Source organism: Paludibacterium paludis, assembly GCF_018802605.1.
Lineage (GTDB): Bacteria > Pseudomonadota > Gammaproteobacteria > Burkholderiales > Chromobacteriaceae > Paludibacterium > Paludibacterium paludis.
The window spans coordinates 1,880,506-1,900,792 of record NZ_CP069161.1 but is presented as its reverse complement, the minus strand read 5'-3'; the positions used below and the strand labels follow the sequence as shown (position 1 = coordinate 1,900,792).

Sequence of the window (20,287 nt, the reverse complement as noted above, 5' to 3'; positions counted from 1 at the left end):
CTTACCTTTATGATTCCACCAGCCGGACCGCCGACTGATCCCGAAACGTTCCATAGATTCCGCAAGCCAGCGTCGTTCCATCCTTCAGCCGCAGTTCGACCGCGCCCTCCGCCGGATGGTCCAGACGCACGACGTCCCCCGGGCGCAGCGAGGTCAGCTCCTGTACTGTCAAGGTGGCGCCCGGCACCGTGGCTCGCAAGGTCACTGACGCATTCAGGCCCAGCGTTGCAAGGCGGATTGCCGGCAACGGTTCGCGCGGCGGCTCAACCAGCAAATGCTGGCGTACCCACGCGGCGGGAAGCCGCAGACGGATATCACTGTCCCCCAGCGGCATGACGGCGGCTAACGCGCCAACGCGGCGATACACCGCGGGCAGGGTCGACGCGCTCCAGCGCATCCCGGTCTCGCCCGCGCGACCGCCAAACACCTCCAGCAGCGCGGCGAACGCCCGCTCAAGCACGCCGTCGGCGAGGCGGGAACGGATCATGGCCCCCGCCGCCTCCCGGCCAAAGCACAAGGCGGCCAGAGCATCCCGGGTCCGGTCCGTCTCGAGCACCGCGGGATAGTCGGAGCCGGCCGCACGCCATGCACCGGCGGAATCCGGCACATCCGTCCCCGACACCTCGCAGTGCACACTGGCCGCCACGGCAGGGGAATGGCACCACGCCGTAAGCCAGGGACGGCACAGGGCATCCAGCGCCTGATTCAGGCATTGCCGCTCGCTATCCGAATACAGCCGGTATTCCAGAATATCCATCACCGGCTCGCCTTCATGCCCAGTGCCTGCTGCATCATTTCATTGGCCGCCGATATCAATTGCGAGGCGGCCTGGTAACCACGCTGCGTGGTGATCATCTGGCTGAACTCATCGGACAATTCCACGTTCGACAGCTCCAGGGAGCCGCCGGCAATTTTGCCGAACACGCCCTGATTGGCGCGTCCGAGCTGCCTGACACCTTCGTCCACGGCTTTGTAGGCACCACCACCGACACGCTGCAATTGGGTATTGGGCAAACTGAACCAGGCCAGGGCGAGCCGGTCTCCCTTGGTCTCCTGCCCGTTGGAATAGGAAATCGTCGCCACGCCATCCTTGTCGAAGGCGAGTTTCGTCATACTCCCGGACACATAGCCATCCTGCTTGGCGACACTCAATGTCGACGTGCTGCCCCACGACAGGCTGGTGACCGAGGACAGCGAACCGGGCGTGCCGAAATCCAGCAATATCGGCGATGCACCGCCTTTCGATGTCCGAAGGTAAAGCGTGAACTGGTTGTAACCGGCCTGCAGCGTGCCATCCGGACCAAAACGAATTTCCCCCGAGCCAACCACCGAGCCGCTGGCGCCATCGGAGGCTTCGACCTTCCAGCTCCCCGGTGTCGACGCGGTATTGGACACGAAACTGAACTTCAACCGTCGCTCCTGGCCTTCGCTGTCGTATACCGTGGCGTCGACCTTGTGACTTTGCGATCCGGTCGAGAGGTTGTCGGTGAAGGTGACGGTTTTGGTTGGTTTGGCCGCCTGGCTGCGCAGCGACCGGACCGAAAAATTCCGGATCTTGCCGTCCGAGGCCAACCCTTGCACTTTCGATTTGTCGTTGCGGTTGACCAGATTGCCTTCGGCATCCAGTTCGAATTGGCCGGCACGGGTGTACACGGTCTGCCCCGGCTGAGCGCAGATAAAGAATCCTTCGCCATCAATCGCGATATCCAGCGGATTGGGCGAGGAGCCGAGTTCCCCCTGGTGAAAATTCGAAATCGTCGACCCCGTTCCCACCCCGGTGCCCTTGAACTCACCATCACGGCCGGGTGAGTCGTAGCGGTACATCAGATCGGTGAATTGCAACTCCGTCCGCTTGTAGCCGGGCGTATTGAGGTTCGCGATATTGCCGCTGATGTTCGACAGTCCTTTTTGAAAGGATTGCATGCCACTGAGCGCGGTATAAATCGTGTCGATCATCAGGTCGAACTCCGTACCAGGGAAACCAGGGAGAGGGAAATGTCGTTGAGCAGCTCGCCCCCGGCTGTTTTGACAGTCAGGCGAGGCTCTCCGCGCGCGAACGATACCGTTGTGACCACACCGGTGGCCGTCCCCCCGGCCGAGGCGACCTCCACGGTCTTGCCGATCAGTCCCAGGGACTGGGCCGCCGCCTGCTGCGCCAGCATCGCGTCCAGCTTCTCGTTGCCCATGCGCGTCTGTTCCAACGCTGAAAACTGTGCCATCTGCGCCATGAACTGCTGGTTGTCCATGGGCTTGAGGGGGTCCTGCAGCGTCAACTGAGTCGAGAGGATTTTCAGGAAATCCTTCTGTGTCAGGCCTTTCGTCTGCCCGGCGATGCCATCCGCGCCGGGAGTCGCGCCCAAACCGTAATTAGCCATCCTGTCCGTCCTTTCCTGAGCCATGCATCCGCCGGCTGTCGATATCGACCGGCACACCATTGAGAGTCAGCGCGCCAAGCCGGCCGCCTTCGGCCTGCGCCGCCCGACAAAGCGCGGCACAGAGGGCGTCTGCGTCCATCCGCGACAGTCGAGTGTCGCGGACCCACACGCACACCCGCCCCGCCTCGTCGCTCACCGCCATTACCCGTGAGCGTGGCCAGACTTTGCGGATCAGCATCGCGATCCGGCCGGCCGGATCGGGCGTCTGGGTTTCCGACGACACGGTATTGATCGTATCGATAACGGAGACCGGCCAGGAGCTTCCCGGCACTATCCGCGCGTGGCGCGCACCGTCGTCAGCTCCTGAATAGGAGGCACTCAGAACCGGGACGATCGACCGCGCAGAGTTAGGCGGCCCATCAGCCGGCCCGCGTGGAGCACTGTCGGTCCCGCTTCCGTGTTGCGGCGAATCCGCCGGATAGCGTGCGCCACCGGGTGAGCGGTGAGTGTCCGGCTCGTATCCGGGAGCGCGCAATGCCTCGCACACGCTGTCCCTGGCCAGGCGCGCCTCCCAGTGGCGGAGCCACTCTTTTCCGGCAAGGGCCGGAGACGTAACGTCGCCGGGCAACCTGGCGGGAACTCCCGCTGGCCGGATTTTCATAACGGATTCCGTACCGCGCGCCGAGCCCATGCCTCATCGAGCGCCAGGTAGTCTCGCCGTTTGGACTCGACCCGGTGCACCTCGCGCTGCCTGTCCCGGTGCCGTTCCAGCTGACGGACACGCGCCTGCGCCGCCTTCAAGCGGGCGCAGGCATCCTCGTAAGCGCTCCGTGCGTCATCAAGCCGGCGATCCGCCGCGACGCGTTGCTCTTCAAGTTCGCGCAAAAAACACAGCGACGCCCAGTACATCGCGCTATCGGCCAGCAGCGCCGCCGACGCTTTGCGACCCGCTTCCCCGCTCTCCCGCAGTCGGGCCTCCTCGCGTTGCGCGCCGTCGAGACGATGCACGGCTTGCGCCACCTGTTCGCGCAGTCCGGCGATTCCGTTTTCCTCATGCTTCAGCAGAGCGGCCAACCGGTAGCGAAAGGGCAATGAGTGATTCATCGTCCGTCACCTGCCAGCGCCTGAGCCAAAAGATTCATGGTGTCCTTTCGTGACGTGCGCTCGTCGACCGCTTGCCGAAAAAGATCATTGAGCAACGGCTGTTTGACCAATGCCTGATCCAATTCCGGATTGGAACCGGCACGATACACCCCCAGTTCCAGCACATCCTTGGCGGAATGCAGGACGCTCAACACCTTGCGCGCGGTCGACGCCAGCGCGCGCTCCCGCGTATCCGCCAGACCGGACGCCAGCCGGCTGACACTGGCGATCAGGTCGATCGAGGGAAAATGCCCGCGGTTGGCCAATTCGCGGGAGAGAACGATATGACCGTCCACGATGCCCCGCACGCTGTCCGCGATGGGATCATGAATATCGTCCCCCTCCACCAACACCGTGAACACGCCGGTGATCGATCCGGCCCCCCTGACCGGCCCGCACCTCTCAAGCAGACACGCCATCTCGGAAAACACCGACGGCGTATAGCCGCGAGCCGTGGCCGGTTCGCCCACGGCGAGTCCGACATCCCTTCGCGCCATGGCATAGCGGGTCAATGAATCGACGATCAACAGCACCGATTTGCCCTGATCCCGAAAATGCTCGGCGACCGTCATCGCCGTCAGGGTCGCGGTTTCGCGCACCAGCGGCGGTTCGTCCGCCGTTGCCACGATCACCACGGCGCGAGCGAGGCCTTGCCCGCCGAGCGTCTCCTCGATGAATTCGAGCACTTCGCGCCCACGCTCGCCGATCAGGCCGACCACCACGACATCGGCGGCGCTATTGCGCACCAGCATGCCCAGTAGCGTGCTTTTGCCGACGCCGCTTCCGGCGAGGATCGCGATGCGCTGGCCATCGCCCAGTGTCAACAGGCCATCGATGGCGCGCACCCCCGTTTCCAGAACCGTGCCGATCCGCCGGCGGGACAGCGGCGCGGCGGGATCGGCGCGCACGGGCCGCTCGCGGCCCCGAGGCGCGGCCGCGCCATCGAGCGGCCGGCAAAACGCGTCCACGACCCGGCCGAGCAAAGCGTCGCCGACCGGCACCGACAGCGGACGGCGCAGCGCGACCACCCGGCTGCCCGATTGCAGTCCGTGCATCCGCGCGAACGGTAGCAACACCAGCCTGTCCTCGTTAAGGCCAATGACTTGCGCCAGAAGGGAGGCGGAACCTTGCGGCATTTCGATGCGACACATCTCGCCCACCGCCGCGCCGGCCGGTCCGCGAGACTCCAGCAACAAGCCGATGTTGCGCGTCACGAATCCGGCCGATTCAACGAGGTGTGCGGCATCGATCGCCTCAAGGAGCGCGGAATGGTGAAACTTCATTCGCGCAAGGCTCCCAAGAGCGCGCGGCGCAACGCGTCGAACTGGGTTGTCAGCTGCGCATCCCACTCGCCTTTGCCCGTCACAAGCACACATCCCCCTCCCGTCACGGATGGGTCGGCCACCAGTGTGAGCGCCGTGTCGGCGGCCTGCGACACGCCGTCCTTGCCGAAGCGCGCAAGTTCGGCAAGATCCTGCGGATGCAGGCGGACTTCGACGGCATCCCGTCCCCGATACTGCGCCAACGCCTGTTGTATGGCTGCCGAGATCCATTCCCCTTGCCGGCCGTGTTCACCAAGTATTTTGGCAAGCGCCGCGAAAAGCAACGGCATCAGGGCGGCCTCCAGCTCCGATTCGGCGCGGGCCACGGACGCGGGCACGGCGGCGAGCAGCGCGTCCAGCCGGCCAAGACGCTCGACCCGCTCCCGCTCTTCCGCCTCGGCCTGTTTTGCCGCCGCCGCGAGCGCTTCATCGCGCCCTTTCTCGAAACCTTCCCGGTAGGCACTCTGCCGGATCGCTTCGCCCTCGCTCTGCATGCGCAGGCGCCAAGCCTCGGCTTCGTCGGCCAGCCGGGTTTCCGGCGCCATCGCCGAGGTGGGCGTCATTTCCGGAAGTGGCGCCAGCTCAGGAACCGGCGCTTCGCGCACGAGTTCGGCACGGATGATCCGGTTCATGGCCGCATCCACCCGAAAAGCCGGCGTGTTCCATGCCCCGCTTTCGCCCTGGCGTCGAGTTCGCCAGACGGTGACGGCGGCAGCATGGCCACCTCCTCGCGCAGCAATTCCAGCAACACCGTCTTCAGCTCGTCTCCGGGCGCGTCGCCGTTGCCCATCCAGACAGCCGCCAGGCGAGCGGCATCCGCGGAGCCACGCAACGATGCCAGAACCTGCCGCCGGCCGGGCTCGCCGAGCGCCGCGCCCAATACCGGCCATAGCGATCTTGGCTGGGCAAGGATCACGCGCCCCATCGGAGCCGCCTCGCCAGGCGACATGTCGCGCTCGGCGGGTGCGCGGAAAAAAGACCCGCCCGCGTCCGGCAATGGTTCGCCGTCCGACAATTCGTCGAGTGCCCGAGCCAGCTTCGCGCGATGCGTGTCGTCCAGCAAGGCGACCAGGGTCTGACGATCCTCGGGCGACAAGGCGCAGACGGCCAGGGCCGCGCGCAAATGATTGGTCGGGGTCGTCACGGCCGCTCTCCGGTTGCCGGGCGTCCTTCCTCATCCAGCCACTCGCGCAACTGCCTGAGCAGTTTTGCCCGCTCGTCTTCGCTCAGCGTCATCCCTGCCAGCGCATCGCGACGGCGGCGTTTCGCGGTCCAGAACACCGCGCCAACGACGCCGGCCAGAACCGCCAGGCCCGCCGCCAGCCACGAGGCAGGCACCGGTTCGCCCGGCGTGCGCGGGCCCGCCGCGGAGGGAAGCCCCGGCCGGTCCGGACCCGTCATCTCCGGCGCCACGCGATCCGCGAAGGAGAACGCGATGCTGTCGCCACGCGCAAGATCCAGACCCACCGTCATAGCGATCACATTGCGCAGTTGCTCGACCGTGCCGTCCGGCAAAGGCCGACCGGTCACGACTCCCACGGAAATACGCCGGATCGTGCCGGGCGCATTGAGCATCTGCCACACTTCCTTGCCGACCTGGTATTCGGTTTCCAGCGATTGCCCGCCTGTGGAAGGAATGCCGGAAACGGCACCGGTTTTCATGGACGGATCGCCAGGCTGGCGCTGCTCGCGCTTGCGCACCATGACGCCCGTGCCGTTCGACTCCCCGTTGTTGCCCAACACCGCCTCGCGGGTCAGTTTTCGGGTGCTGGCATCCAGAATCACATCCACGCCGGCGACACCCTGATTCGGCCCGAGCGCCTCATCGAGGATGTCATTGACCTTGCGTTGCAAATACGCCTCGGTGTCTTTCTTCAATTGCAGCTGGCCGTCGGCGGCCAGGGTGACATCGTCGCCCCGGTCTCTGGGCGACAGCGCCACGCCTTTTTGGTCCAGTACCGTGACGGCGCCCGGTTCGAGCTCGGACACCGATGCCGCGACCAGCCGCTGGATGCCCGATACCTGGTCGGGCGACAGGGTCTTGTCGCCTTTCAGGGTGACCCAGACGGAAGCCTTGGCTTTGCCATTGCGCCGGCGCAAAAGGCCGTTTTCGGGAAGCACCAGATGAACCCGCGCATTCTGGACTTCGTCGAACCCCTGGATGGTGCGCGCCAGCTCGCCTTGCATGGCGCGCTGGTAATTGATTTTCTGGGCAAACTCGGTCGCGCCGAATTCGGCGTTATTGAAAATCTCCAGTCCGACGCTGTTTTTCAGGTCGAGTCCGCCCGCCACCAGCTTCATTCGTGTCCGGTAAAGAATGCCCTTGTCGACAAGAACGGTCTTCCCTTCGTCGGCCAGTTGATAGGGAATCTTCTGCTTCTCGAGCGACGCCACCACCGCGGCGGCGTCCTTCGCCTCCATGCCGGAGAACAGTGCCTGGTAATCACTGCGTCCCAGCCAGAAAAAGGCCCCGATCCCGCCAGCGGTGAGCACGAGCACGGCGGCGGTCAGCCCCGCCTTTTCAGAAAAGCGGCGGCGCGCCCAGACATGGCGGATAAATTCAATCATTCGGCTTCCTGCCTGTGTGTATTACAGCGCATCGGGCTAGACCTGCATGCGCATGATGTCCTGATAGGCTTCTAGTACCCGGTTTCTCACCTGAAGGAACAGCTCGAAGCGCAGTCGGCTCTGTTCCAGGCTCAGCATCACCTGATGCAAATTGCCGACGCGCCCCGTGGCGACGTCGGCCAGAGCCTCTCCCACCCCGCGCTCCGTGTTTTCCACCGTTTCCAGGACGCGTTCGAACACTCCCGGCGCAGGCGCTTCCGCCGCCGCGGCGCCATCCAGCCGGAAGGCGCCGCTGTCGATCGCCAGCGGCGCGATGCTTTCCATTTCCATCATCACCGGCCTCCGATATCCAGCGCCTTGAGCGCCATCGAACGCGCGGCGTTGAACGCGGTGACATTGGCCTCATAGGCGCGGACAGCCAGCGTCAGGGAAAACATCTCGTCCAGTCCGTTAATGCCCGGGTAAGAAACGTACCCCTTGGCGTCCGCGTAAGGATGCCCGGGATCCAGCACACGCCGGGGCGTCGCCTCCGCTTCGTACACGACACCGGACACGCCCGTGACCGGCCGTCCGCCGTCGGCGTGTCCGACCATCGCCGCAAAACCCGGTGCAGGGCCGGGCTTGGCCAGTACCCGCAAGGGCTTGACCGGCGGCGAGCCCGGCGCCTGGGCGACATGGCTATTGGCCAGATTGCGCGCGGCGGTTTCCGCACGCAGTTGTTCGACATTCATCCCGCTTTGGCTGATCGCCAGCGTCTGCCACAGATTCATCCGCGTTTTCCTTCGGAAATGGCCAATTGCATCAGGCCAAGCTGACGATTGACCCCTTTGAGCAAGACCTGATACTTCAATACGGTATCCGCCAGCATGGCGACCTGCCCCCCCAAGCCGGCGTCGGACATCGCGGCATCCTGCTCGTGAACGCGAAACAACGATGCCGCGTCATCCCGGGAGAACCCCGATGCCCCGCCATCCCGGAGGCGCCCCAACGCGGCTTCGAAGTCCACCGCGCGCGGGGTATAGCCGGGCGTGTTCATATTGGCGATATTCTCGGCGATGACCTGCTGACGCAGTGCCAATCCGTCCAGCGCCGTCATCACGATCCCGCTGATCTGCCCCAGTTGCGACATGCCGTTTCTCTTTCCTGACGGTTATTGAATGATCAATTCCGCGTGCAGCGCACCGGCGGCCCGGGCGGCCTGCAAGACCGCGATAATGTCGCGCGGCGCGGCATGCACGCGATTGAGCGCGGCCACCAGATCCGCGATTGTCGAATTGCCCTTGAGGGTAATGCCCGCGCCTTTGGGCTCGCTCACGTCGATACGGGTTTGCGGCACGACCACGGAACGTACGCCGTCGGCGCCGAGGATGAGGCCTCCGGGCTGCGAGACCGAGTAATCGGTGACAATGGCGATTTTCAGCGCGCCTTGCACGATGGTCACGGCGGACAGGGTGGCATTGCCGCCCGCCACCACGGTGCCGGTGCGTTCATTGATGACGACACGCGCTCGCTCATCCGACTGCACGACGACGCTTTCGATGCGACTGAGTCGCTCCGCCACGGCCCCCGGCGCCGTGGCGTCAATGGCCACGCTGATCTTGTGGGCGTCGAGCGGGGTGGCGGCGACCCGTTTGAGTGTCTGGTTGATGGAGGCGGCGATGCGATGCGCGGTGGTGTAGTCCGGCGAATTCAGAATCAGTCGGACACGGCCGTCCTTCACGATTTCGGTGAAGACCGCCTTTTCGACAATTCCGCCCTCGGGGATCTGCCCGACGGTCGGGTGGTTTTTCTGCACGACGTTGCCATTGCTGTCGTAACGGTATCCGCCAACGGAAATCGCTCCCTGGGCCAGCGAATAAATCTGACCGTCGCTGCCCTTGAGCGGGGTCTGGAGCAAGGCGCCCCCCAACAGGCTGCGCGCATCCCCCATGGAGGTCACGGTCACGTCGATTTTCGAGCCCGGCTCCGACAGGGCCGGCAAGGTCGCGGTCACCATGACCGCCGCCACATTGCGGCTGGACAACTCATCCATCGGCAAGGTGAGATCGAAGCGCTTGAGCATATTGGCCAGCGACTGCTGGGTGGTCTTGTTGCGCGGACTGTCGCCGCTGCCGGCCAGACCGGTCACCAGGCCGTAACCGACCAGTTGGTTATCCCGCCAACCCTCGAAACGTGTCAGATCCTTGACGCGTTGCGCCGCGCCAGCCGAAGCGACGACCGCCAGCGACAGAATCGCTGCCCGAAGCCATGTCACCGCTGTTTTGCGCATTCAAGTCCGCCTTTTTCTCGACCTTAAATTAATGTCGTACGTATTATTACCACAGAAATTATTATTTATATAGCAACACCATTGTCCTTGTCTGTCACTTTAATCCGAAGCAATTCCCCCCCCAGACCGGAACGAACCCATATAACTTCACCGATAGCGCCATCGGTTAGCGCCGTACCGGTCAACTCCAGCTCGACACTGCCACTGACAACCCGCAATTGCACCAGACTGTTCTTGCGCACCGCCGGGGCCGCCATGATGTCCTCTTCAAGCAGCAATCGCCCTTCAGCCAACGTGCGACGGGCAACGGCATCGCGCAGTACCCGAACAGGACGCTCGCCCGGCGCCAAGGCCGCCAGGTCGACCGATTCGCTCCGGACCGAGGGCGAGCCAAGCGTCTCCCCTTCGCCTACCGTGGTATTCAGGCGAAACGCCGGCACCTGGCAACTGACGCGAAACCAGTAAGGGATACTCCGGTACAAACTCCCGTTCTCGAAAATATCGACCCAGGCCACCATGCGCCCGGACAGCGGGGACGGGATCCGCCACTGTTCGCGCCTGACGTCATCCGGAGGAAGCCAGCTCTCCCGCGGCTCATCGAGTGCCGTGGCGGCGTGGTTTTCGCACTCGCGGGCCAAGCGTTCGCTCAACCGGTTCTGCGCGTCATGGCCCAATCGCCCGCGATCGGCGACGCCCCCCGCGCGCGTGACAGACACTTCCGCCGGCAGCCGGGCACGCAGTTCGATGCCGCTTGCGAATGACGCCCGCCGAAATCCCGCCGCAAGCAAAGAACGAGGAAGCCGTCGCGTTTCACCAAACAGGGGCGCGCGGCCAAGACGAACCGCCTCTAGCGCGCCTCGCACGGCGTCCGGCCACGGGCCGGGCGCGAGGTCGATCAACCGCAGGTCGCCACGGCGGATCTCGCTGCGCTCCGCCACCTCGATCTCCAGTGCACCGGCCAGCGACGGGTTCAGCGCGACTACGAGGATGGCAAGCGCCAGACACCTAGCCGCGGCGCAGGTTATTGCTGATCGCCAGCATTTCGTCGGCGGCCTGAATGATTTTTGCATTGGCTTCGAATGCTCTTTGAGCGAGCATCATGCTGACGACTTCATCCGCCATTTTGACGTTGGAGCCTTCGAGATACTTCTGGGCCAGTACGCCGCGCCCCGACTCTCCCGCCTGCCCCAGCTGGGCTTCTCCCGATTGCGCGGTGGCTTCGTAGAGACCCTCGCCCAGCGGTTTGAGATTGACCGGACTATTGAACATGGCCAGTTCGACCCGTCCGATTTCCACCGGTCTGGAATCGCCGCCCGCCACCACGCTCACCTTGCCGTCCCGGCCGATCGTTAATTGCCGGGTGTCCGCCGGTACGGAAATCGGCGGGTTAAGGGGTACTCCGTTGCCCAACGCCAGCAATCCGTCATCGTTGACCCGCAAGGTGCCGGCGCGGCTATAGGCCACGCTGCCGTCGGCGCGCGTCACCTCGACAAAACCGGGACCATTGATGGCCAGATCCATCGGTGAGTCGGTCTGGCGCAAATCGCCCTGAACGAACACCGTGTCGATGGACGCGACACGCACGCCGCCGCCAAGCATGACGGAACCCGGGCTGTCTTCGGCCAATGGTCCCGCCAGCACACCCGTTTCCCGGGCCATCAAGTCCTCGAAAACCACCCGGGAGCGCTTGAAGCCGGTGGTATTCATGTTCGCCAAGTTATTGGCCACCGTTTCCAGATGGCTTTGCTGCGCCGACATCCCCGACGAGCCCAAATACAGTGCATCGATCATGAAGGTGTTCTCCGTGCCCCCGGCGTTCAGAATTCGCCCAGGGTTTTCAACGATTTTTCCCAAACGGCATCCAGACCCGTCACGGCGCGCTGCACCGATTCGAAATGGCGGGTCGCTTCCATCAGCTCGACCATCTCCCGGGCCGAATTCACATTCGACATTTCCAGATACCCTTGCCGGACATGCCCGCCGGCCGGTTCGGCGCTATCCACGCCGGACATCCGGTACAAGCCCTCGCCCATGGCGTCCAGCGCTGTCCGTCCTTTCGTCGATACCAGGCGCAGGCGGGCCACCGGGACGCCGCCCTGCGTCACCTCGCCGGCCGCGGTGACGGTGAATGCGCCGGGCGCGAGAAAGATGTCGCCGCCCTCTCCCCGAACAGGGCGCCCGGACTGAGCGAACAGTAGCCGGCCTCGGCTGTCGAGCTTCATCGCTCCACCTCGGGTCACCATTGGCTCGCCGTCTCCGCCCGCCACAAAAAACCCGTCACCGTCGATCGCCAAATGAAACTCGTCGCCGGTTCGGGAGAGCACACCGGATCGCCGATCCACCGTGCCGCCACGTGTCACCTCGGGCGGCAAGGCGAAAACTTTCTTGTACCCGGGTGTCGTTGCGTTCGCCATGTTGTGCGCCACGCCGCCAAGACGCGCCATATCGGCGTTCATCGAGCTTGCCAGCACTCCCATCAATGCATTCATGCCACTCCCTCTCGCGCCGTCACGACGGCAAAGGATTTCAGACTGGTTTGCGCGGGGATCTCGCCCAGCGACAGAACATGCAAATGCGGCAGCATTCGTTCGCACAGCTTGCGCAGCGGTGACCTGACATCGGGCGAACACAACAGCACGGGCATCAGGTTGGCGGCGGCCATGCGCTCGGCGTGACCGACCAGTTGTTTAATCACGGTTTCGGCAATGCGCGGATCGACCGCCAGCGTGGCACCGCCGGATTCGGCCCGGCGCAGTCCCTCGTAAAGCGTTTGTTCGAGCCCGGCATCCATGGCGATCACGTTGAGAGTTCCCGCGCCGTCGAGCAGCGGCTGGCAGATCGCTGTGCCCAGATGTTGCCGAACGATGCCGGCTAGGTGCTCCGGGTCCTTGCTCGCCTTTCCGGCATCGGCCAGCACCTCGCAGATCGCCACCAGTTGCCGGATCGAAACGTTTTCCTTGAGCAACAATTGCAGTACTTTCTGGATTTCGCCGAGCGACAGGACGTTCGGCACCAACTCCTCGATCAGCCCGGCGTGCTCTTTGCCCAGGTGCTGAATCAGCCGTCCGACTTCATCCCGCGTGAGAATCTGGGATGCATTGCGTTTCACCAGTTCGGAAAAGTGCGTCATGAACACGGTGACCGGATCCACCACCGTGTAGCCTGCCTCGCGCGCCCTGACCCGCTGCTTGTCCTCGATCCAGACGGCCGGCAGCCGGTAGGCGGGCTCGAGTGTTTCCACGCCCGGCAGCGCGGCGCGCTCTCCCCCCGGGTGGATGGCCATCCACAAGTCCGGCTCCAGCTCGCCGTCTCCCAGCCGGTCGCCCTGAAACAGAATGCGGTAGCGCTTGTCGGGCAGACTTTTCGTTTCGCGGATTTTCACGGAGGGCAATACCAGGCCGGACTCGAGCGCGTATTGTTTGCGGAACAGCCCGATGCGCTCGGTCAGCAACGCGCCATCCTTGCCAAAAAGCGGAAGCAGCGAAGAGGCGCACTCGATGGCCAGCACATCGACCTTCAGCGTGTCGTAAATCGAATCCTCGCCCGCGCCGCCGGCGCCTTCTTCGGCGACCGGACCGGTGGCGGAACGCACGGCCCGCAGGCGTCGCAGCAGCAATCCCGCGCCCAGCAAGGCGGCCGCCAGCAGCAGCGCCGGCGCTGCGGGCATGCCGGGCAGAATGGCCACCAGCAGCATCGCGCCCGCCACCATGAAAAGGATGCCGGGATAGGCCGCGAACTGGCCGAACAGTTCTTTGCTGAGTCGCTCGCCCGATGAGGAGCGGGTGATGATGATGCCGGTGCCCACGGCGATGACCAGGGCGGGCACCTGAGTCACGATCCCGTCGCCGATGGTCAGCAACGTATAGGTCTGCAAGGCCTCCTGCCAGGGCATGCCAAGTTGCGCCACGCCGATGGCGAAGCCGCCCAGGATGTTGATCAGCATGATGATGATGCCGGCGATGGCATCACCCTTGACGAATTTGCTGGCGCCGTCCATCGCGCCGTAGAAACCCGCTTCGTTCTCCAGTTCCTTGCGGCGCCGCTGAGCCTCTTCCTGATCGATGAACCCCATGTTCAGATCGGCGTCGATGCTCATCTGCTGGCCCGGCATGCTGTCGAGGGTGAAGCGCGCCGCCACTTCCGCGACCCGCTGGGCGCCGCTGGTCACCACGACATACTGGACCACCACCAGAATCAGGAACACGATCACCCCGATCACGTAATTGCCGCCGACGACGAAACTGCCGATTGCCGCGATCACCTGTCCGGCATTGCCTTCGGAGAGAATCAGACGCGTGGCGGCTACGTTCAGCGCGAGACGGAACAGCGTGGCGACCAGAAGCACCGAGGGAAAGGTCGAGAATTCCACCGGTTTGGCGACATAGAAGGTCATCAGCAGAACGAACAGGGCGAAACTGACGTTCGTCAGGATCAGCGCGTCGAGCACCCGCGCCGGCACCGGCGCGAACAGCACGAAGAGGATGCCGACCATCACCATGACGATCGACACGTCCGAGCCGCTTTTGAGCCATTGAATCAGTTTCGCCATCGACGCTAGTGTCCCGTGTTATTTCCGCCTGACCCTGAACGCCCAGGCCAGGGCTTTGGCCACGCCGGCGTAATGCGTGTCGGGAATCCAGTCATCGATCTGCGCCTCCCTGAACAGGGCACGCGCCAGCGGTCTGTTTTCCAGGATGGGCACGCCATGGCGCCTCGCCAGACGGCGCATTTTCAGCGCGGTATCGCCCGCGCCCTTGGCCAGCAGCCGCGGCGCGGGCATAGCCTCGCGCCGGTACTGGATGGCCAGCGCCAGATGGCGGGGATTGACGATCAGCACGTCCGCCTCGCCCACCCGCGAGGATGAGCGGATTTTCTGCAGGAACTGCAGGCGGATTTCGCGCAGTCTGGATTTGATCCGCGGGTCGCCGTCGCGCCGCTTGATCTCCTCCTTGACCTCGCGCCGCGACATGCGCAGTTTGCGCGCGAGGGAACGCCGGGCGAACAGAAAATCCAGCAAGGCGATGGCCAGCATCACCAGCGCCATGCGCTGCACGGCCTCGAGCACACTGCCGCCCATCACGGCCGCCACGCCGCCCGGCTCGGCCATCGGCAACCCCAACCAGTGGGCCATGCCCGCCTTGACGAGGGCATACAATGCCGCGGCATAAAAAACGAATTTGAGAACCGACTTCACCGCCTCGAAGAGGATTTTCACGGTGAAAAGCCGCTTGAATCCTTCGATGGGATTCACTTTCTGCCAGTCGGGCTTCAGCGGTTCGAACGAGACCTTCCAGCCTGACTGTCCGGCGGACAGCACCACCGCCACCACGCCCAGCATCAGCCACAGCGGCAGAAAGATCAGCATGGTTTCGCGGCCGATATCGCCAAGCCAGACGGTCAGACCCGTCAACGAGAACGGCAGCTCCGCCGCCCGGCTCCACAATCCGGTGTAGGCCGTCAGACAGCGTCCGATGGCGGCCGGCCCGAACACCGCGGCGAAACCAAGAAACGCCGCCACCGACCCCAATGCCATCACATCCTGGCTGCGCAGCACGGTTCCCTTCTTGCGCGCCTCGTCCTTCTTGTGCGGCGTCGCCTCCTCGGAGCGATCCTGTTCCTGTTCGGCCATGCTTACCCCAACGGCACCAGTTTCGCCCAGCCATCGAGGATGGACGTCAGCCAACGCTCGAAGAAATCGCCCAGCCGGGGAATGAGAATGGCAAAAACCGCGAGGCCGACCAGCACTTTCACCGGCATGGCGATCACGAACGCATTGAACTGCGGCAACGAGCGGGACATCACCGCGACCCCCGCGTCGAGCACGAACAGGGTCACCAGAAGCGGCGCGGCCAGCGCCAGCGCCAGCGTGAACACGGTCGCGAACTGCCCGATGATCATCTCCGGTCGCGGAACGGCGAACGGCAGCCCCAATGGCGCGCTGCGCACACTGAACGCCAGGGCGCGCAGCAACATGTGATGGCCGTTCACCGCATACAGATACGCCACGGCAAGAAGCTCGAACAGCAAACCGCTCAACGCTTCGGAAACGCGGGTCATCGGATTGACGAGCCCGGCAAGGCTGAAGCCGATCTGCGTGTCGACGGTACGCCCCGCGAAGGACAGGGCGGCGAACGCCGCCTGCACCGAGTAGGCCAGCGCCGCGCCCAGCAGAGCCTCGGACGCCATCTGCCCGATGAGTTCCCACACGCTATCGGGAATGCGCACCGGCACCGCCTGCGCCAGCACCATGAACGACGACAGACCGAGAGTCAGCACAACCTTGACCGGCGCGGGGATCGGGGATGGCCCCAGCAGCGGGGTCAGGAAAAAAGAAGGGGCAAGACGCAGGGACAGTAGCAGCGTTGCGTACACCCACGACAGATCAAGGGTAAAAGTCATCATCGGCCGTGCTCAGAACTGCCCGGGAATGCCGCCCACCATCGAGGTGGCGAACGAAACCAGACGCTTGAGCATCCAGGGGCCGAAACAGACCAGGGCGATAAACACGGCGAGTAGTTTGGGAACAAAAGCCAGCGACGCGTCCTGAATCTGGGTCACCACCTGAAACAGGCTGACCAGCACGCCGACCGCCACCGACAGCAGCAGGATCGGCCCGGCGATCAGCAACGCGCTCCACATCATCTGTGACATCAACTGCAAAGCAAGATCGTTTGTCATTCAGTCGCGGCCATTCCCGTTATTCGTATTGTCATTAAACAATTAGAATAACAAAAAGAAATAAACAGCCGTTTGTACTATACAAACGAAAATAATGTCAATACCCAATATGCATTAAAATATCCGCCCTCACGACTTCAGGCGCGACGACGCTCTCGTTCAAGAGGAAAGACGGTAGGATGAGTTGGCGTAGCGAACAGAACGCCCCCCTTCCCGCATGGAGGGGCGTGCTCGCCTGGAGATGGATGATGGAAGGCAAAGTGTAAAACGGACGAACGACCTGCGATTTTACCGAGCGAACACTGAGAGAACCGAAGGCAGATATCGCCGTCAGGCCAACACTTCCAGGCCTTTTCGCTCGACCAGATTCAACAGTTTCAATGATGGACCGTTAGGATGCTTATCACCCCGTTCCCATTTTTGCACGGTCGAAGGGCTGGTATTCAGGTAGGCCGCGAACACGGCCTGGCTGGCTCGGCAACGCAGGCGCAGATTCTTGATCTCGTCGGCCGTGAAGTTCTTCACCGGCGGCAAGCAGGCCGCATCGAATTCGCGCATGGTTTGAGCATCGACCAACCCGATCTCGGCGAACTCCCGGGCGGTTTCGTGCAGGGTTTCCAACAGTCGGCTAGTCATGATTCACCTCGTTGCACATCAGGATTCACCGGCAGCAACGCGCCCTCTTCCAGCGCATGAGCCAGCTGTTGTTCCGTCCACCTCAGCAAGGTCGACGCCAACAATTTCAAGGCCTTCAGCTCCTTGTCGTCAATGTTGTCACGCTCATTCTTGGCAAAACCGTAGACGAAAAAAGCACGATCGGCCAACCGATAGGCCAACAGCGTGCGAGCGCCACCGCTCTTGCCGCGACCGGGCAAGGCGACACGCTTCTTCACCACATGGCCTCCAAGGTCGGCATCGATCAGACCACGTTCCATCTCGGCAACAGCCGCGGCCAAGACTGAGTCGGAGAGGCCTTCCTTGCCAGCCCACTTGCCGAACTGTCGGGTTTTATAAATATGCATGGTTTGGCCCACTGTGTGGCACACACTATATCACCCAGTGACACACAAAGACAACGCTGTGATGGGTCCGACGTCCCCCGAGTATTGAGAGCGGCTTATATGGACGCCTCCCGTTTGCCAAGGGCAGTTTCATAAAATGACATGCAGCGGTTGGTTGCTCGCTTATATCCGGCCTTGTTGCAGCCCCATAGGGCTGCGGGCCTTGATGGAATTCGCCGGAAGACGGTTTCAGCGGCTTTGTTGCATAACCCCGCCACCCGCTGCGGTATGCTAAGGCGATGAATACCGCAGCACATCAGAACAAGAAGCCCAAGCAACGCTACACGACCACCAACTGGCATGACGACGACGCAGCGCTGACCGCACGCGGATCTCTGCTGGTCTGGCTCGACAAAGACTGAAGTGGCTGGCGGAACCTGCCGGCAACAACGGCCGGCCAGCCAACTACACCGACGGGGCTATTCAGTTTTGTCTGAGTATCAAATGCCTGTTCAATCTGCCATTGCGCCAGAGTCTGGGCATGGTGCAAAGCCTGCTGCAATTATTAGCCGGACTCGACTGACCGGCGCCCGATCACTCCACCGTATGCCGTCGCCAGCGCACCTTGCAGGTCAAGATCGGCTATCGCCTCAGCAACGGCCCACTGCACCTGCTGGTCGACAGCACCGGCATCCAGTTTCTCGGCGAAGGCGAATGGAAAACGTAAAAAGCACGGTGCCGAGTATCGTCGGCAGTGGCGCAAGGTACACCTTGGTATCGATGCTGAAACGCTGGAAATTCGCGCCATCGAGGTGACGGGCAATGGTGTGGGAGATGCACCGATACTGCCGGAGCTGTTGATGCAGCTGCCGGCGGATGAGCCCATTGCCACAGCGACCCTGGATGGCGCGTATGACACCCTGGGCAGTTACGCAGCGCTACTTGAACGGGGAATCATGCCCGTGATTCCGCCGCGCAAGAACGCCAAGGCGTGGAAGTCGAAAATTGTCGGCAGCGAAGTGCGCAATGCAGCGATTGCGGCATGCAAGCGTGTGGGCCGTCGAATCTGGAAACGCTGGAGCGGCTATCACCGCCGCAGTCTGGTGGAAACGAAGATGCACTGTTTCAAGCGGTTGGGTAGCCGAGTGAAGGCGCGCACCTTTGACCGACAGGTGGCGGAACTTCAGGTGCGTGCGGCGCTGTTGAACCGCTTTACCGCCCTTGGCTGCCCGAAGACCGTGGCGGTAGCGGCGATGGGGTAAATCCGTCTTGGGAAAGAGGCCCCTCGTTCTTGTGCGGGGTTATGCAACAAAGCCATGAAAATGCGCCGACCTTCGATGCCAAGCCGCGGTCAGGCTAATGTAGCTCGTTCAACATGAACACTATTTATCGCAACTCTCGTCGTAAGCGAGAGTTGCGACCAGCCACAGCCTTACTTACTTTCCAAGCAATTCAATGAGCAATTTTGAAAGTTTCGGCGCTGACTTTGCAGTCCGCTCAAGCTGATCAAAAGGAATGCTGCTCAAACGTTCCCAATAGAAGTCAATCCACTTTTCGGAAACAGCTAGCAATTCCGTCGCTCCACGCAGCTTAAGGTCAGCGCAGTAACTGTCCAGTCCCGGACGATTGCTAACGCGCTTTTTGAATAATTCAGGGCGCTGTTTTTGCCACTCCTTCATGGCCTGAATCGGTGTTCGATGTTGCAGCGCCAATTGCGGTAAGTGCTGATTGTAGAGCAGTACATAGCGCTCCAGCGTCTCGGCCAAGTCCTTGCCGGATTCGAAGCGGTGCGTCGCCAGCACGTCGCTGATCCGGCCGTTAAAGCGTTCTACCATCCCGTTGGTTTGCGGGGTGCGCGGTTTGCTCAATCGGTGCTCAATCCCGAGCGCAGTGCACAGCAGATCGAATTCGTGTTCACCACTCGGTTGCTTTTGCTTGTTGAACAGCCGGTCGGTGAACTCACTGCCGTTGTCGGTCAGGATCGTTCGGATATGGCACGGCACCGCCTTTTGCAGGGCGGTTAGAAACGCTCTGGCGGTATGGGCCGTCTTGTTCGACTTAATCTGCACAAAGACCCAGCGTGTGGCGCGGTCGATCGCAACGAACAAGTCGCGGCGGGATGTTTCGTCCGGCATCTGCGGTAAGTATTTGACGTCGATGTGAAAGTAGCCCGGATCGTACGCCTTGAATGGCTTGCTGAGGCGGTTGACCGGCGCGGACGAGGACTCTAGATCACGCAGGTTGCCTACGCCGTGGCGACGTAAGCAGCGGTCCAGCCCGGAGCGGGAAACGTCGGGGTTCAGGAACTCGTGCACGACGACCAGCAGGTCATCCAGGCCGAGCTTGAGCAACTTGCGCAGTTCGACCGCGATGTGCTCCTGGGCCGGTGTCAGCCGGGTTTGCAGCCGATGGGCCGTGTGCGAGCGGTCTTCAACAGAGTCACGATTCCGCCACTTGATGATGGTGGGGATGCTGACGTTGAAGCGTGCCGCCAGTTCGGCCAAGGTGCCGGTTGCGTTGCGAATTTCCTCGCGGATAGCCGGCGTTGTGCGGGCTTGTTTGTGCAGTTTGACGATCATTGTTGTTGCTGTTGTAGGGCGTGCAGAAGCCTACCCATACCTTCCCGGGCGATGGCAAGTTTCTCAAAAGCGTTTGCTTATATGATCATCCGGGATGCGACACATAGCCCTGTGTGCTCAAGTCCTGAGTCAGCAAGCGGTTGTAGTTATTCGCCACCAGTTCGTCAATGCGAACCATGCGCGCAGCCGATCCAGTATCGACGGCGTTATTCGCTGCAATACGTTGCAGCGCACTGACTTCCGAATCCACGACACTATTTGTCGCCCCGCTGTTTGGAACAATTGCACCGTACGGTTACAGCAAGCCAGAAGCCTCGACCAAGGTCGAACCACAGATGTAAAAATACCTATC

22 protein-coding genes and 2 pseudogenes are annotated in these 20,287 nt (G+C 62.6%); 1 reads left to right on the top strand and 23 read right to left on the bottom strand.

Features of this window, described 5'->3' with window-relative positions:
* Positions 1–7: 7 nt before the first annotated feature.
* From JNO50_RS08590 to JNO50_RS08485, 22 genes are all read right to left on the bottom strand, one after another.
* Positions 8–757, bottom strand: coding sequence for a FliM/FliN family flagellar motor switch protein (locus tag JNO50_RS08590; protein WP_189536772.1), 750 nt, complete (start codon positions 755–757; stop codon positions 8–10).
* Positions 757–1,956 carry a flagellar basal-body rod protein FlgF gene (gene flgF, locus JNO50_RS08585; protein ID WP_189536770.1) on the bottom strand — a complete coding sequence of 400 codons (1,200 nt, stop codon included), beginning with the start codon at positions 1,954–1,956 and terminating at the stop codon, positions 757–759. Before flgF ends, JNO50_RS08590 begins: the two co-directional genes overlap by 1 nt.
* Complete coding sequence (locus JNO50_RS08580; RefSeq protein WP_189536769.1) at positions 1,956–2,375, bottom strand: flagellar hook assembly protein FlgD; 420 nt, start codon at positions 2,373–2,375, stop codon at positions 1,956–1,958. Before JNO50_RS08580 ends, flgF begins: the two co-directional genes overlap by 1 nt.
* The gene (locus JNO50_RS08575; RefSeq protein ID WP_189536767.1) at positions 2,368–2,706 is read right to left on the bottom strand and encodes a hypothetical protein; all 339 of its coding nucleotides are present in this window, start codon (positions 2,704–2,706) and stop codon (positions 2,368–2,370) included. The genes JNO50_RS08580 and JNO50_RS08575 overlap by 8 nt, the downstream gene beginning before the upstream one ends.
* 326 nt (positions 2,707–3,032) lie before the next feature.
* Positions 3,033–3,479: an HlyD family secretion protein gene (locus tag JNO50_RS08570; RefSeq protein WP_189536765.1), complete on the bottom strand. Its 447-nt coding sequence runs from the start codon at positions 3,477–3,479 to the stop codon at positions 3,033–3,035.
* Positions 3,476–4,801, bottom strand: a complete 1,326-nt coding sequence (locus JNO50_RS08565; RefSeq protein ID WP_189536763.1) for a FliI/YscN family ATPase — start codon at positions 4,799–4,801, stop codon at positions 3,476–3,478. The genes JNO50_RS08570 and JNO50_RS08565 overlap by 4 nt, the downstream gene beginning before the upstream one ends.
* Positions 4,798–5,472, bottom strand: a complete 675-nt coding sequence (locus tag JNO50_RS08560) for a FliH/SctL family protein (protein ID WP_189536761.1) — start codon at positions 5,470–5,472, stop codon at positions 4,798–4,800. The genes JNO50_RS08565 and JNO50_RS08560 overlap by 4 nt, the downstream gene beginning before the upstream one ends.
* Positions 5,469–5,984, bottom strand: a complete 516-nt coding sequence (locus tag JNO50_RS08555; RefSeq protein ID WP_189536760.1) for a hypothetical protein — start codon at positions 5,982–5,984, stop codon at positions 5,469–5,471. The genes JNO50_RS08560 and JNO50_RS08555 overlap by 4 nt, the downstream gene beginning before the upstream one ends.
* Positions 5,981–7,408, bottom strand: a complete 1,428-nt coding sequence (fliF, locus tag JNO50_RS08550) for a flagellar basal-body MS-ring/collar protein FliF (protein WP_189536758.1) — start codon at positions 7,406–7,408, stop codon at positions 5,981–5,983. Before fliF ends, JNO50_RS08555 begins: the two co-directional genes overlap by 4 nt.
* Positions 7,409–7,444: 36 nt before the next feature.
* A complete protein-coding gene (gene fliE / locus JNO50_RS08545; protein ID WP_189536756.1) occupies positions 7,445–7,741 on the bottom strand; it encodes a flagellar hook-basal body complex protein FliE in 297 nt (98 codons plus the stop codon).
* On the bottom strand, positions 7,741–8,178 hold the full coding sequence (locus tag JNO50_RS08540) for a flagellar basal body rod protein FlgC (protein ID WP_189536754.1): 438 nt from the start codon (positions 8,176–8,178) through the stop codon (positions 7,741–7,743). The genes fliE and JNO50_RS08540 overlap by 1 nt, the downstream gene beginning before the upstream one ends.
* Entirely contained in the window at positions 8,175–8,537 is a 363-nt protein-coding gene (locus tag JNO50_RS08535) for a flagellar basal body rod protein FlgB (protein WP_189536752.1), read from the bottom strand. The genes JNO50_RS08540 and JNO50_RS08535 overlap by 4 nt, the downstream gene beginning before the upstream one ends.
* 21 nt (positions 8,538–8,558) lie before the next feature.
* The gene (locus JNO50_RS08530; protein WP_189536751.1) at positions 8,559–9,677 is read right to left on the bottom strand and encodes a flagellar basal body P-ring protein FlgI; all 1,119 of its coding nucleotides are present in this window, start codon (positions 9,675–9,677) and stop codon (positions 8,559–8,561) included.
* Positions 9,678–9,742: 65 nt separating this feature from the next.
* Entirely contained in the window at positions 9,743–10,747 is a 1,005-nt protein-coding gene (gene flgA / locus JNO50_RS08525) for a flagellar basal body P-ring formation chaperone FlgA (protein WP_215796536.1), read from the bottom strand.
* Positions 10,683–11,468: a flagellar basal-body rod protein FlgG gene (flgG, locus tag JNO50_RS08520; protein WP_189536747.1), complete on the bottom strand. Its 786-nt coding sequence runs from the start codon at positions 11,466–11,468 to the stop codon at positions 10,683–10,685. The genes flgA and flgG overlap by 65 nt, the downstream gene beginning before the upstream one ends.
* A gap of 26 nt (positions 11,469–11,494) precedes the next feature.
* Positions 11,495–12,166: a flagellar hook-basal body protein gene (locus tag JNO50_RS08515; RefSeq protein WP_189536745.1), complete on the bottom strand. Its 672-nt coding sequence runs from the start codon at positions 12,164–12,166 to the stop codon at positions 11,495–11,497.
* Positions 12,163–14,226, bottom strand: coding sequence for a flagellar biosynthesis protein FlhA (flhA, locus tag JNO50_RS08510; RefSeq protein WP_189536743.1), 2,064 nt, complete (start codon positions 14,224–14,226; stop codon positions 12,163–12,165). The genes JNO50_RS08515 and flhA overlap by 4 nt, the downstream gene beginning before the upstream one ends.
* Positions 14,227–14,244: 18 nt before the next feature.
* The gene (locus JNO50_RS08505; protein WP_189536741.1) at positions 14,245–15,306 is read right to left on the bottom strand and encodes an EscU/YscU/HrcU family type III secretion system export apparatus switch protein; all 1,062 of its coding nucleotides are present in this window, start codon (positions 15,304–15,306) and stop codon (positions 14,245–14,247) included.
* A gap of 2 nt (positions 15,307–15,308) precedes the next feature.
* Positions 15,309–16,079 (bottom strand): flagellar biosynthetic protein FliR, encoded by a 771-nt coding sequence (locus tag JNO50_RS08500; RefSeq protein WP_189536739.1) that lies wholly within the window; start codon positions 16,077–16,079, stop codon positions 15,309–15,311.
* 9 nt (positions 16,080–16,088) lie between these two features.
* Positions 16,089–16,355, bottom strand: coding sequence for a flagellar biosynthesis protein FliQ (fliQ, locus tag JNO50_RS08495; protein WP_189536737.1), 267 nt, complete (start codon positions 16,353–16,355; stop codon positions 16,089–16,091).
* 330 nt (positions 16,356–16,685) lie between these two features.
* Positions 16,686–16,991, bottom strand: coding sequence for a helix-turn-helix domain-containing protein (locus tag JNO50_RS08490; protein WP_189536735.1), 306 nt, complete (start codon positions 16,989–16,991; stop codon positions 16,686–16,688).
* Positions 16,988–17,377 carry a type II toxin-antitoxin system RelE/ParE family toxin gene (locus tag JNO50_RS08485; RefSeq protein WP_189536733.1) on the bottom strand — a complete coding sequence of 130 codons (390 nt, stop codon included), beginning with the start codon at positions 17,375–17,377 and terminating at the stop codon, positions 16,988–16,990. Before JNO50_RS08485 ends, JNO50_RS08490 begins: the two co-directional genes overlap by 4 nt.
* Before the next feature lie 278 nt (positions 17,378–17,655).
* Here JNO50_RS08485 and JNO50_RS08480 point away from each other — a divergent pair.
* Positions 17,656–18,618 (top strand): annotated as a pseudogene (locus JNO50_RS08480) (IS5 family transposase).
* Between the two features lie 348 nt (positions 18,619–18,966).
* Here JNO50_RS08480 and JNO50_RS08475 read toward each other — a convergent pair.
* Positions 18,967–19,935: pseudogene (locus JNO50_RS08475) on the bottom strand (IS481 family transposase); the annotation flags it as partial.
* Positions 19,936–20,287 lie beyond the last annotated feature (352 nt).